The sequence below is a fragment of the Amygdalobacter nucleatus genome, assembly GCF_029167365.1.
Lineage (GTDB): Bacteria > Bacillota > Clostridia > Saccharofermentanales > Fastidiosipilaceae > Amygdalobacter > Amygdalobacter nucleatus.
The window spans coordinates 421,039-433,243 of sequence record NZ_JARFNM010000001.1; the positions used below are offsets into that span (position 1 = coordinate 421,039).

Consider the following 12,205-nt stretch of genomic DNA (forward strand, 5'->3'; position numbering starts at 1 on the left):
TTAGGTGAGACAAGATGTTTATAGATGAAGCAACAATTATGATTCGTTCGGGAGACGGCGGTGATGGCCGTATCTCGTTTTATCGTGGCAAATATATTCCCAAAGGCGGACCTGATGGGGGCAACGGCGGTCGTGGCGGCCACATTTATTTTGTTGGCGATGCTAATTTGCGCACATTACAAGATTTTCGTTATAAGCGCAAATATGTAGCGATGAATGGTGAAATGGGTGGCAAAGGAAAGTGCTTTGGCGCAAAGGGCGAGGACCTTTATATTCGTTTGCCATTAGGCACAATTGTTCGTGATGCCGATGATCAACATGTCATTGCTGATATTGTTAAAGATGGGCAGAAGGTTATGGTGGCAGAAGGCGGCAGAGGTGGTGTTGGCAACACAGCATATGCTACGGCAACTAGACAGTCACCTAATTTCGCAAAAGCTGGAGAACGTGGGGAAGAGCGCAATATCAAGCTTGAATTGAAGCTACTAGCAGATGTTGCTTTGTTAGGTATGCCTAATGTTGGTAAATCAACCTTGCTCTCAGTTTTGACCAAGGCTAAGGCCAAAATTGCCGATTATCATTTCACGACCTTGGAGCCGCAACTAGGTATTGCACAAGTTGAAGATAACAGCTTTGTTATAGCCGATATTCCGGGCTTGATTGAAGGGGCTAGTAGTGGACTTGGCTTAGGCGATCAGTTCTTGAAACATATCGAGCGTACACGCTTGTTTGTGCATGTTTTGGATGCAGCTGGTTCAGAAGGTAGAGATCCACTTACTGACTTCCATATTATTAATTCTGAGCTTGAGAAATACTTGCCTAGCTTAGCTGAACGTCCTCAAATAGTTTTGTTGAACAAAACAGATTTAACTGATGAAGCACATATAGAGGAACTTAAAGCAGCTTTGGAAGCAGAGGGCATAGAAACAGTTTTGCCAATTTGCGCTCCAATTCAAGAGGGCACGCAGCAAGCACTTTATGCTATGAGTACAGCTTTGAGTAAATTGTCACCAGTTAGCGTTGTGCCAGTCGAAGTAGAAGCTGAAAAAGTCTATGATCTTGACAAAACAACGCTTAAAGTGCGAAAAGATGATTATGGTTTCCATGTGGAAGCTAGTTGGTTGGATCGCTTTTTGCGTTCGATTAACTTTGATGATAATCAATCATTGCAGTATTTCCAGCGCGTCTTGAAAGAACGTGGCGTAACGGATGCTTTGGAAAAAGCTGGAATCAAGGAAGGCGATACAGTCATTCTAGAAGACCTTGAGTTTGACTATATTCCTTAATAATGGAAAGAAGAAAGAGTTATGACAAGTAAACAACGTGCCTTTTTAATTAAGCTTTCACATACCTTGCAGGCTAATTGCCAGATTGGTAAAGCAGGCTTAGTTGAGGGCAATCTGCAGCAACTTGATGCAATGCTAGACAAAACAGAATTAGTGAAAGCGAATGTTTTACCGACTTTTGACACGGATTTAAGAGACTTAGCGAATGAGATTGCGAAAGACATCAAAGCCGAAGTGGTAATTGTTATCGGCCGTAAGATTGTTTTTTATCGCCATTCAAAAGAATTGGCTAAGAAGGGCAAGGCTCTAGTTTTGCCTCGTTAGTTTTGCTTCGAAAAGTTAGCAATAAGTTGATCAAGAAATTTATAAGCGGCGTTAGGCAAAGTTAATTCCAAGGTATCAAAGACAGTTGTGCCACTTGTAGTCAGTGTGTAAATATCATCTTTTACATCCACGAGTTTGCTTTGCTTAAGTTCATCTAGGCAGGCAATAAAAGTGAAATAGTTTAAGTAATTACTTTGCAAACATATATCGCGCAACGTAGATTGCTTGATGTTAGGTATGGCTTTGATGACGTAAAGAATGACTAATTTCTTATTCGTAAAGTCAAGCTCACGCTGTTGCTGGTTGAAGCTACTTAAATCTAGTTTTGCGTCAGCAGAAACTTCCTTATCGCCAGTATTTTCTTCAGCAGTTTTTTCGTTATTAGATAGAAATTCTTGGCTATCGAAGGCAATATGATCATAAGCGAGGGCTTTATTTTCAAGCTTGCCTGCTTTTTTGTCATTGTGTTGATCAGCCATATTTGCCTCCTTCAGTTGCATCTCTTTTATATTATAAAATAAAAGCTCGAACTTGTGAAAGTCCGAGCTTCTAGCTTAAGTAAGTTAGTTTACTCTATATATTGCTTTAAACTTGGATCTAAATCAGCTACATCACTTGTAACAATACCCGTAATGATTGTTTTAGTTTGATTGGACAACAAAGCTAATTGCTCTAGGAAATCTTTGATATTAACTTCTTGGATTTTAATATCAGCAACTTTGCAAATACTATCGATGAAAATATCTGTAATGTCATAGTCGCGTGCATTGAGTCCGGCGATAAAACTTAATAATTGCTCAAGGGAATGAACGGGGTATTCATTAATGTCAATTAGACGAACACGTGGATTAACAAGTAAATCTAGGCGATTGCCACGTTCGATGCAAATGATATTACGCTCTGGACCATTAGCTTGCTTGTTCAATTCGTCAACTAGGCGACTTGTCTTGCCGCTTCCTTTAACACCTACAATTAGTTTTAGCATAATTTATATCTCCCTTGCTATAAAGTCTCACATCTGAGTGAGCGCTTGTTTGTTAAGCTTTCGCTTGTCTATATTATATAACATAGTTGGCATTTAGCCAAACATATTTAATCAATTTGCACAAAAGAGAGAATTTAGCGTGCCAACTTGTTAGAAATTGCACAAGAAAAAACTCATAACGTTTGGCAACGCTATGAGTTAAATTCTGTTAGATAAATTAATTAACTTAATTATTTACTAATCAAGCGATAGAAATTCTTTTTGCCTCTCTTTACGATAAAGCCAGCCTGTAACTTGTCGATTGGAATATGTGTATTAATGTCGGTGCAAACTTGGTCATCAACAGAGATACCTCCTTGTTGCATCAGACGACGAGCCTCACTCTTAGATGGCACGAGTTTTAAGCTTACTAGCATATCCAAGAGACTTTGACTAGGATCTTCAACTGTGTAAGTTGTAGCGTTATCAGCGATATTACCTGCAAACAAAGCTTTGGCCTTAGCTTGTGCCTTAGTAGCTTTTTCAGTACCATGGACAATTTCAGTAATTCTAAAGGCAAGTATTTCCTTAATTGGATTTAGCTCAGAGCCTGTTAAGTGTTCATATTCAGCAATTTCACTTAATGGAGTGAAAGTTAAGAGACGCAAGAACTTGAGCACATCAGCATCGCCAACATTGCGCCAATATTGATAGAAGTCATAAACTGGCAACTTATCTTCGTTGATCCAGACGGCACCCTTAGCTGTTTTACCCATCTTCATACCCTCAGAATTGGTTAAGAGGGTAAAGGTGCAACCGAAGCCTTCAGCTTGTTCTTTGCGGCGAACTAAATCAATGCCAGCTAGAATGTTTGACCATTGGTCATCACCGCCCATTTCCAAGCGGAGACCAAATTTGCGATAAAGGCAGAGGAAATCAAAAGCTTGTAAGAGCATGTAATTGAACTCTAAGAAGGTGAGACCTCTTTCCATGCGGTTCTTGTAGCACTCAGCTGTCAACATGCGATTCACAGAAAATTGTGAACCAATATCTCTCAAGAAATCAATGTAGTTTAAACCTAAAATCCAATCGGCATTGTTGACTAAGACAGCTTTTTCGTTAGAAAAGTCGAGTAAGATACCCATCTGGTCTTGAATACAATCAACATTGTGCTGCACTGTTTCAGCAGTCAAAATTTTACGCAAATCTGTACGGCCTGATGGATCACCAATCATACCTGTACCGCCGCCCATCAACGCAATTGGATGATGACCAGCTGCTTGCAAATAAGCCATGACCATAATTGGTAAGAAGTGACCGATGTGTAAACTATCTGCAGTTGGATCAAAACCTGTATAGAGGTATTTGCCAGGGGTGGCTAAGTATTCACGAACGCCATCTTCATTTGTGCATTGCATGAGATAGCCACGTTCTTTTAAGACATCAAAAATGTTTTTGTCACCAATGACAGCCTTAGCCAAAGCAAGGCTATGTTCCCTTATTTTTGCTTGTTCTTCTTTACTAATCATATATACCTCTTTAAAGACTGTAATCAGGTTGCATTATAACAGATTGAGACAAAAATAGGGCAAATTGCGCCTTAAAAGAGAATTTTTAGAAGATGCTTAGTTTGAGCTTGGCGGATCTTTAGCCCAATTAAATATGAAAAGTTGTTTTATTAACTAAAATATGCAAGGAAAGTGATGCTGGATAATGCCGTGCGAGCTTAGCTTAATTATGGTTAGCCTATAAATCTAATTAAAAATTATCTAAATCTAGATTAATATCATACACAATATAAAGTGAAATGCTAGTTTTAGGCATGTGCAAATTGCACAAAAATTCGAACGCAAAAGCAACAATAGGTAAAAAATGATGGACTAATCTATTAATTTGTGTCGTTTGATAATAACTTGTGCTAAGTTATAGGTGCAAATGACAAATAGGTAGTTTTGTTAGTTATTTGCATGAGTAATTTTATAATTGGCTGTCAAATATTGGCAGTGGGTTTGGAGGCAGTTATGTTTACCTTTATCGGATCATTAGCAATACTGATCTTAGGTTACTTATTCTACGGTAAATACGTAGAAAAAGTGTTCGGCGTTGATGATTCACGTCAGACACCTGCAATTAGAATGCCTGATGGTGTTGACTATGTGCCATTGGGAGCTTTTAAGTCCTTGTTCATTCAATTCTTGAATGTTGTTGGTACAGGCCCTATCTTTGGTGCTATCGCTGGTGCCGCCTTTGGTCCAATGGCTTTTGTTTGGATCACCTTAGGTTGCGTATTCGGTGGCGCGGTTCACGACTATTTCTCTGGTATGTTGTCCGTTCGTAAAGATGGTGCAACAGTTGGAGAGATTGTTGGTGAGAACTTAGGTAATTTTGCAAAGTTGGTTTTGCGCATTTTATCTTTAGTTTTGCTTGTGCTGGTTGCAGTTGTTTTCTGGAAATCACCAGCTCAAATCTTGCACAACTTAATGGGTGGTGCAGTTTCTCTTAATGTTTTGCTTATCATCATCTTGTGCTACTACGCATTGGCTACTGTGATGTCAATTGACAAGATCATTGCTAAGTTGTATCCAATCTTTGGCGTTTGCTTGTTCTTCATGGCTGTCGGTATTTCTGTTGCTTTGATCGCAGGTAACGTTGCCGGTTATTACAGAACACCAGAAATTACAGAAGTCTTTAAGCAATTAAATTATCACAAGACTTTAGATTTGTTCCCATTCTTGTTTATCTCTATTGCTTGCGGTGCTATCAGTGGCTTCCACGCAACTCAGTCGCCAATTATCGGCCGCTGCATTAAGAAAGAATCTGATGGTGGTCGCGTCTTCTACTTAGCTATGATTGGTGAAGGCATTGTTGCTACTATCTGGGCTGCTGCTGCCATTACATTATTCCCTAAGGATGGTGTTTTGGGCTTAACAAGTCAGTTAGAAGGTTTAGCAGCTGCCGGTTCAGCTCCTGTTGTTGTTAATAAAGTTGCTGCTATGACATTAGGCGGTATTGGTTCTATTCTTGCTGTCTTAGGCGTTGTGGCTGCTCCGATTACTTCAGGTGATACGGCTTTCCGTGGCGCTCGTTTGGTCGTGGCTGATATTTTGAAGATTGATCAAAAGAGCGTTAAGAATCGTTTCATCATTGCTATTCCATTGTTCGCAATCGGCATTATATTAGCTCAGGTTGATTTCAGTATCATTTGGCGTTATTTCGCATGGTCTAACCAGACCTTGGCTATGTTTGGCCTATGGTCATCTTCCGTTTGGTTGATGCGCCGTCAACGTAATTTCTATATTACTTTGTTGCCTGCTATCTTCATGACATTAGTGTCTGTAGACTATATTATTTTGGCTCCAGAAGGCTTTGCTGCTCTCTTGGCCTCTGTTGCACCTAATGTACGTGCAATTATTGGCATAGTCATTGCAGCTATCGTGGCTGTTGTTGCAACAGTTGCTTTCTTTAACAAGCAAGCTGAGTGGACTAAGAAGAAGATGTTTATTAAGGATTAGTTAGTTGACTTTAATTAGCCGCTTAAATTCTAAACCGCACTTAGCTTTTGGCTGAGTGCGGTTTTTTTGAGTGTTAGTTATTAGCAAATTTTAGTTATCAGAAGCTCCGCAATACATCAAATAAATATGCCCGCGTAAAGGAATAAAGAAATAAGCATGAGCAGAAACTAGACATTGTGAAATGCGTTATTAATCACTTAGAACTTTTCTCTGAAACTCATACATCGCTAAGCTGCAAGCGATAGCTAAATTAAGCGAATCTACATCCTTGCTTTGCTCAATCATAATAGGCTGAAATGGCGCTTGTTCGCACACGCTTGGTAGACCTTGTCCTTCATTGCCGAAAATCAGGCTGAAATGTTGATTTTTAAGGGGCTTTGTAAGAGCAGCTTGCAAGGATAATGCTCGTTTACTTAAACAAAAAGTGTAAAGCTGACGTGAGTCTTTTCCATATGCAGAAATATAGCTAGCTAGATCGGGGAAATAAGCAATATTTAAGGCGAAGATTGCGCCCATACTGGCCCTGGCAATTTCGGGCAAGAAGATACTAACAGTTTCTCCAATTAATGCTATGTCATGAATACCAAAGGCTAGACAGGCACGTAGGATGGTGCCTAAATTGCCGCTGTTTCTAATTTCATGTAAGACTAGATGTGGAGATTCAGGCGAAAGTGCACGATAGAAGCTTGCTTTATCGTAAATCACGCCAACATACGGCTCTTTTTGCCCCCTAGCTAGCTTTTCTAAAAGCTTAGGTGCCAGCTCTGCTTTCAATCCCAATTCTTTCGCCATACCTAGCAATTTAGCTTGTTCGTTGAAATTGTCAGCGTAGAAAATATCGCGGACTAAGTCAGACCGCCATTTCAAACACTCAAAACTGGGAAATGGACCTAAAACATACGAATAATCCGCATCCTTATGATAAAGCTTGTAAGCCATAGAATACACTCCTTTGTCACTCATTATAGCTGAAAGTGGCAAGTGTTGGTGTTGCAAATTTAATGGGAATAAAATGCACTATTGAAAATGAATTACAAGAGCAATTGTTTACAAAAGATAATTAAATTTCGCTTGACAAGCGACTTTAGCTTGCTAAAATATTAAGTGAAATTGAAAATCAATTGCAAATTGACATTACAAATTGACAGAGATAAATAATAAAACCTTACACATGCTCCAGATTGCTTACAAAATGGCGAAGTGATGCAAACCTTGCAGACAAGACACAGTAAACGGTAAATTGATTTATTAAGATAAAGGACAAGAAAATGCGAAATTTGAAAAGAATTTTAAGTTTGATTTTGACAGCTTCGATCTTAGGAGCTTGCTCAGCTGCACCGACGACAGCTAGTAAACAAGGTGGTTTGATTTATACGACATTTTATCCTGTTTACGACCTAACTAAGCGGATAGTTGGGGATAAGATGGAAGTTAAAATGCTGATTAAGGCTAATGAAGAACCTCATAGCTTTGAACTTAAAGCAATCGATCGAGCCGCTTTACATGACGCTGATTTGGTAGTATACAATGGTGCGAACATGGAGAATTTTATCCCAGATTTGCGTGCTTCATTGAAAGATGACAAAAAATTCCTCAACCTATCACAAGGTTTGACATTGTTGGAGAACAAGTCCGACTTAGATGACGGTGAACATAATTCAGTTAATCCGCATACTTGGTTGAGTGTCAAAAATGCCATGGAGCAGTTGTACACAATCTATGAACGAATGGCAGTGATTGATCCAGCTAATGAAAAATATTATAAGACTAATTTGGATAAGTCGTTAGCTGAGTTCTCAGAGTTAGACAAGAAGTTTACAGAAACGATTGGCAAGATTTCTAAGAAAGAAAAATATTTTGTTGTTTCACATGCTGCATTCAACTATTTAGCCAAAGATTACGGCTTGAAACAAGTGGCAGTCACTGGTATCTCGCCAGAAGATGAACCAACAGCAGCACAGTTGAAGAAAATTGCTGATTTCGTCAAGTCTAACGGCATCAAGACGATACTATTTGAAGGCAAAACTACACCTAAAGTAGCTGAAACTCTAGCTCGTGAAACAGGCACAAAAACAGATACGATTTATACGTTAGAGAATTTAACTGAAGAAGAAGCAAAAATGGGCTATATCCATTTGATGGAACACAATTTGCAAACCTTAGCTAAGGTATTAAGCGAATAAGTTAAGGAGTTTGTATGGCAGCAACTGTTATAAGAGCGAGAAACCTACAATTTGCTTATGATTCTGATCATGCCGTGTTGAACGGCTTGGATTTGGAAGTACAAGCTGGCGACTTTGTGACATTAATTGGTGCCAATGGCAGTGGCAAGTCTACGTTGCTTAATATAGTTTTAAGCCAACTGACAGATTATCAGGGCGATTTGGAATTGTTCGGTGACAATGTTAAACAGAACAGACATTTTGCTGATATTGCCTACATTTCGCAAAATTCTTTCGTTGCTTATCGTAATTTCCCAACAACAGTTAGAGAGGTTTTGCAAGTACATCTAGCTTACTTGAAAAAACAACAGGATATTGTCAAGTGCTTACAAGAGGTTCGTTTGGCAGAACATGCTAACAAAAGATTAAGCGAATTATCAGGTGGTCAGTTACAACGCTTGGCTTTGCTCTTAGCTTTAATAAAAGAAGCTAAGCTAATTATATTAGACGAACCCACAGCAGCCATTGACCGCAACTTTGCCCGTGAGATGATGCAACTATTACGCAACATAGCTGATACTGGCAATACTATTTTGCTAGTAACCCATAATTTAGCTGATGTTGACGGTTATGCAGACTACGTTTACGAGTTAGAAGGCGGCAAGCTTAAATTGCAGACGGAAACTAAAACAGCTGTGCAGGAGAAGGTTCGATGCTAGATTTATTTGCTTATGATTTTCTTAGACGTGCTTTTATTGTTGGCGGTTTACTAGCAATAATCTTGCCATGCATAGGTTTGACAGTGTTGTTAAAACGTCTATCGATGATGGGTGATACTTTAGCACACGCTTCTTTAGCTGGTGTAGCTTTCGGCTTGTTAGTTGGCTTGAATCCACTTTTATTTGCAGCAATTGCTTGTGTGGTAGCAGGCTTAGGTATCGAAACGATTGCGAACAAGCTAAAGGCCTATCAGGAAATTTCAACTGTGATTATTCTCTCGGCAGCTATTGGTCTAGCAGGAATCTTTAGTAGTTTCACGAGTGGCAACAGCTTTAGCTCTTACCTATTTGGTTCGATTGTCACGATTAGTGATAGCGAGTTTTATCTAGTTATCGGAATTGCCCTAGTAGTGCTTGTGGTTTACAGCTTGATTTACAAACAACTATATTTGATCGTTTTTGATAGCAAGGCTGCAGAGATGCTTGGGATCAATCAACGCTTAATTAATTTGATTTTCACATGTTTAGGAGCTGTCACCATTTCTGTAGCTGCCAAGACGATTGGTTCTTTGATAGTTTCGTCTTTGTTAGTTTTACCAGTTATTTGTGCTATGCAGTTCACTAAAACATACAAGCAGACTCTAATTTTATCAATAGCGTTGTCAATCACTTATGTTTATGTAGGCTTGGTTGCTAGTTACTATTTCAATTTGAAGCCAGGTTCTTTGATCGTTTTGATTGCAGTTGCTGTTTTGATGCTAAGTATGCTGATTAAACATAAATTCAAGTTATAAATATAGCTTGCGATACATGATATAGGAATTATGAGGAGGGTGTTCTATGCGCCATTGGAAAAATATTTTAACAGTTGTCACATCTGTCAGTTTGCTGACAGCTTGTAATGCAATGCCTAAAACAGTAAGTCAGACGCAAAAAATTAGTCAAGATCAAGTTCAGAGCGAAAATGCAACATATTTTCTTGAGCGTGCACCTAAATATGTGCAGGATGATACGACTGAAGTTTTGGTAGATGCAGAGATTAAACCAGAAGATATTAGACGGATAGTTAAACATGGCGACCATTGGCATGTGTTCACTAAAGATGGCCGTGAGAGAATTACTTATACTGACCCTACTGCTGCTACCAGTAAGCAAGTAGATGCTCATGGGCATCAGCACAATGCTCAAGCAAGTCAGCAAGCATTTGTTAGTGTCGTTTCACTTTCACAACTTAGCAAACTACCAATTAGCAAAATATTGCAACATGGTGATCATTATCACTGTTACACGGCTGATGGTACTGAATACATCACTTATGAAAATCCATCTCGCGTTTTTGCCAATATTAAAATTGGTACATATGTTGGTAGTCATGGCCAGCATCAGGTAGGCAACCTGCAGCTTGGTAAAGCTTCGAATGGTACGCTACCAGAGGCTTTGACTATGGGTACAAATCATAAGCCTAATTCAACAGGTAAAGCTGGGGATCCTAACGAAGTAGTTAAAATTTTACAGCATGGCGATCACTGGCACGTATATACTCGTGGCGGTAGCGAGTTTATAACTTATTCTGATCCAAGTGGTATGTATCCGAATGCTAGTCGTGGTACGTATGTAGGTTCACATGGGCCACTTGGCGGGGAGCACAACTTCAATGGCGCTAATCAAGGCGACAATAACATTAATCCAGAAAATAATTGGCATAATAATCAATATAATCCAAGTCCAAGCTTTAATGGTGGATCAAATAATTCTGGCATTGTTCAAGTAGTTAGTGTTGAACAGTTAAAGAACTTGAATATTACGACTATTAAGAAACATGGAGATCACTATCATTGCTATACTGCTAGTGGCAATGAGTACATCACTTATGACGATCCGAGTTCTGCTTTCCCAGGTATAACAATTGGGACTTATGTCGGTAGTCATGGAGGTAGCGGTCATAATAATCAGAGCAGCAATACAGGAAGTTATGATCAGACTGGAGGTAGCACGAGTAGTACCTTCAATTATGACCAACAACTGGCTCAATTGGCTGGCAAAAGAATTTACGCCGTAGGTCAGCATGGCGATCATGTGCATGTTTTCTACTTTACAGGTGCTAATACTTTAGGTGAAGCAGTAGTTCACGCACATTCAGGTGATACTAATAGCGTTGAATTAGCTAATGCAATATGTAGAAAGTTTACTAGTGTAATTCGTGGCGATTATGAAACTATCAAGCAAATGGTAGAGAAGGTATATCCAAAGACGGAAGAACAAAAACAGAAAGAGCAGGATGAAGAGGCTGCTTTAATAGAGGGCTTACAAGATGGCTCAATTGGTACACCTCTAAGAATTAAAGAGTGCATTGGCCATTGGCACATCTATTACAAAGACAAACAAGGAAATCAAATTGAAAAATTGGTGTATAGAGATATAACGAAAATATTCCCTAATTTACCTGTTGAAAGACAAAAACATATAAAGGAAGAAAATATTGATAAAGTACCAGCAGTTAAGGCATATTTAGAGAAAGAATATAGAGGATACGCGATTGATAGTATTGCCGACGAGATGCATGTCTACTGTGCATGTACAGGTGATAAATTAATATTCAGCCTAAAGAAATTTACTGTCGAAAATGGCGTGGTTAGTTATACTGGTAAACCAGTTCAAGAAAATATAGGGCCGGATAATTCAGCATGCTCAATACATAATACTCAAACTCCGCCTGAAGATAAGCCGTCTGAGTTTACTAACACAGATAAGCCTGTCGACACTACAACTACAGAATCAGATGCCGATAAACAGCCAGCTGAAAAAGAACCTGAAAGCAAAGGACCAGAAACAAATGTTGATGTCAATAATGAATCTAGTAATGAATCGGAAGCAGATAAGACGAAAGAGCAAGCAGTAAATGCTGAAGCAGAAGGTGCGACAGCTGAATAAGCTCCTGAAAAGGTCAATGCTTAATTAACGATTCTAATATCGTATAATTCGAAAGCAGCCAACACAATTAATTTTGTGAGGCTGCTTTTTGTTGCCTTGGCGCTAAAATAACAAAAAGCACTGCTAAAAGCAGTGCTTCTAACGTCCCGTATAGGAATCGAACCCACATCAACAGCTCCGGAAACTGTTGCCTTATCCATTAGGCCAACGGGACATTCGTACTGAAAATTATAGAGTGAAAGTGTTAAATTTTCAAATTAAATGCTAAACTAGCAAGACAGCTCATAACCATAAGTTATAAAGGCTG

General features: G+C 39.1%; 11 protein-coding genes and 1 tRNA gene. 7 read left to right on the plus strand and 5 right to left on the minus strand.

Annotated elements, in window-relative coordinates; all coding sequences use genetic code 11:
- Positions 1 to 14: 14 nt before the first annotated feature.
- Positions 15 to 1,286: a GTPase ObgE gene (gene obgE, locus PYS62_RS01885; RefSeq protein WP_066714788.1), complete on the plus strand. Its 1,272-nt coding sequence runs from the start codon at positions 15 to 17 to the stop codon at positions 1,284 to 1,286.
- Between the two features lie 21 nt (positions 1,287 to 1,307).
- Positions 1,308 to 1,610 (plus strand): YhbY family RNA-binding protein, encoded by a 303-nt coding sequence (locus PYS62_RS01890; RefSeq protein ID WP_066714786.1) that lies wholly within the window; start codon positions 1,308 to 1,310, stop codon positions 1,608 to 1,610.
- Here the strand turns inward: PYS62_RS01890 and PYS62_RS01895 are convergent.
- The 3 genes from PYS62_RS01895 to tyrS form a co-directional block, all read right to left on the minus strand.
- Positions 1,607 to 2,089 carry a DUF4364 family protein gene (locus PYS62_RS01895; protein ID WP_066714784.1) on the minus strand — a complete coding sequence of 161 codons (483 nt, stop codon included), beginning with the start codon at positions 2,087 to 2,089 and terminating at the stop codon, positions 1,607 to 1,609. The genes PYS62_RS01890 and PYS62_RS01895 overlap by 4 nt on opposite strands.
- 89 nt (positions 2,090 to 2,178) lie before the next feature.
- Complete coding sequence (locus tag PYS62_RS01900) at positions 2,179 to 2,595, minus strand: hypothetical protein (RefSeq protein ID WP_066714782.1); 417 nt, start codon at positions 2,593 to 2,595, stop codon at positions 2,179 to 2,181.
- Between the two features lie 230 nt (positions 2,596 to 2,825).
- Positions 2,826 to 4,103, minus strand: coding sequence for a tyrosine--tRNA ligase (gene tyrS / locus PYS62_RS01905; RefSeq protein ID WP_082714370.1), 1,278 nt, complete (start codon positions 4,101 to 4,103; stop codon positions 2,826 to 2,828).
- A 492-nt stretch (positions 4,104 to 4,595) separates the two neighbouring features.
- On the opposite strand from tyrS, the gene PYS62_RS01910 reads away from it, so the two are divergent.
- Positions 4,596 to 6,086 carry a carbon starvation CstA family protein gene (locus PYS62_RS01910; protein WP_066714780.1) on the plus strand — a complete coding sequence of 497 codons (1,491 nt, stop codon included), beginning with the start codon at positions 4,596 to 4,598 and terminating at the stop codon, positions 6,084 to 6,086.
- A gap of 189 nt (positions 6,087 to 6,275) precedes the next feature.
- Here the strand turns inward: PYS62_RS01910 and PYS62_RS01915 are convergent, their stop codons facing one another.
- Complete coding sequence (locus tag PYS62_RS01915; protein WP_066714779.1) at positions 6,276 to 7,025, minus strand: TrmH family RNA methyltransferase; 750 nt, start codon at positions 7,023 to 7,025, stop codon at positions 6,276 to 6,278.
- Positions 7,026 to 7,354: 329 nt separating this feature from the next.
- Between PYS62_RS01915 and PYS62_RS01920 the strand changes: the two genes are divergently transcribed.
- From PYS62_RS01920 to PYS62_RS01935, 4 genes are read left to right on the plus strand one after another with little or no spacing between them, the layout of a single operon-like run.
- Positions 7,355 to 8,269 (plus strand): metal ABC transporter substrate-binding protein, encoded by a 915-nt coding sequence (locus PYS62_RS01920; RefSeq protein WP_066714776.1) that lies wholly within the window; start codon positions 7,355 to 7,357, stop codon positions 8,267 to 8,269.
- 14 nt (positions 8,270 to 8,283) lie between these two features.
- Positions 8,284 to 8,967 carry a metal ABC transporter ATP-binding protein gene (locus PYS62_RS01925; RefSeq protein ID WP_066714774.1) on the plus strand — a complete coding sequence of 228 codons (684 nt, stop codon included), beginning with the start codon at positions 8,284 to 8,286 and terminating at the stop codon, positions 8,965 to 8,967.
- The gene (locus tag PYS62_RS01930) at positions 8,961 to 9,761 is read left to right on the plus strand and encodes a metal ABC transporter permease (RefSeq protein ID WP_066714773.1); all 801 of its coding nucleotides are present in this window, start codon (positions 8,961 to 8,963) and stop codon (positions 9,759 to 9,761) included. The genes PYS62_RS01925 and PYS62_RS01930 overlap by 7 nt, the downstream gene beginning before the upstream one ends.
- 46 nt (positions 9,762 to 9,807) lie before the next feature.
- Complete coding sequence (locus PYS62_RS01935; RefSeq protein ID WP_066714772.1) at positions 9,808 to 11,898, plus strand: hypothetical protein; 2,091 nt, start codon at positions 9,808 to 9,810, stop codon at positions 11,896 to 11,898.
- A 142-nt stretch (positions 11,899 to 12,040) separates the two neighbouring features.
- On the opposite strand, the gene PYS62_RS01940 is transcribed toward PYS62_RS01935, so the two are convergent.
- Positions 12,041 to 12,112, minus strand: a tRNA-Arg gene (locus PYS62_RS01940).
- Positions 12,113 to 12,205: the final 93 nt, after the last annotated feature.

Coding starts and splice junctions, on each gene's coding strand:
- obgE (WP_066714788.1), top strand. CDS start 15: ATGTTTATAGATGAAGCAACAATTATGATTCGTTCGGGAGACGGCGGT.
- PYS62_RS01890 (WP_066714786.1), top strand. CDS start 1,308: ATGACAAGTAAACAACGTGCCTTTTTAATTAAGCTTTCACATACCTTG.
- PYS62_RS01895 (WP_066714784.1), bottom strand. CDS start 2,089: ATGGCTGATCAACACAATGACAAAAAAGCAGGCAAGCTTGAAAATAAA.
- PYS62_RS01900 (WP_066714782.1), bottom strand. CDS start 2,595: ATGCTAAAACTAATTGTAGGTGTTAAAGGAAGCGGCAAGACAAGTCGC.
- tyrS (WP_082714370.1), bottom strand. CDS start 4,103: ATGATTAGTAAAGAAGAACAAGCAAAAATAAGGGAACATAGCCTTGCT.
- PYS62_RS01910 (WP_066714780.1), top strand. CDS start 4,596: ATGTTTACCTTTATCGGATCATTAGCAATACTGATCTTAGGTTACTTA.
- PYS62_RS01915 (WP_066714779.1), bottom strand. CDS start 7,025: ATGGCTTACAAGCTTTATCATAAGGATGCGGATTATTCGTATGTTTTA.
- PYS62_RS01920 (WP_066714776.1), top strand. CDS start 7,355: ATGCGAAATTTGAAAAGAATTTTAAGTTTGATTTTGACAGCTTCGATC.
- PYS62_RS01925 (WP_066714774.1), top strand. CDS start 8,284: ATGGCAGCAACTGTTATAAGAGCGAGAAACCTACAATTTGCTTATGAT.
- PYS62_RS01930 (WP_066714773.1), top strand. CDS start 8,961: ATGCTAGATTTATTTGCTTATGATTTTCTTAGACGTGCTTTTATTGTT.
- PYS62_RS01935 (WP_066714772.1), top strand. CDS start 9,808: ATGCGCCATTGGAAAAATATTTTAACAGTTGTCACATCTGTCAGTTTG.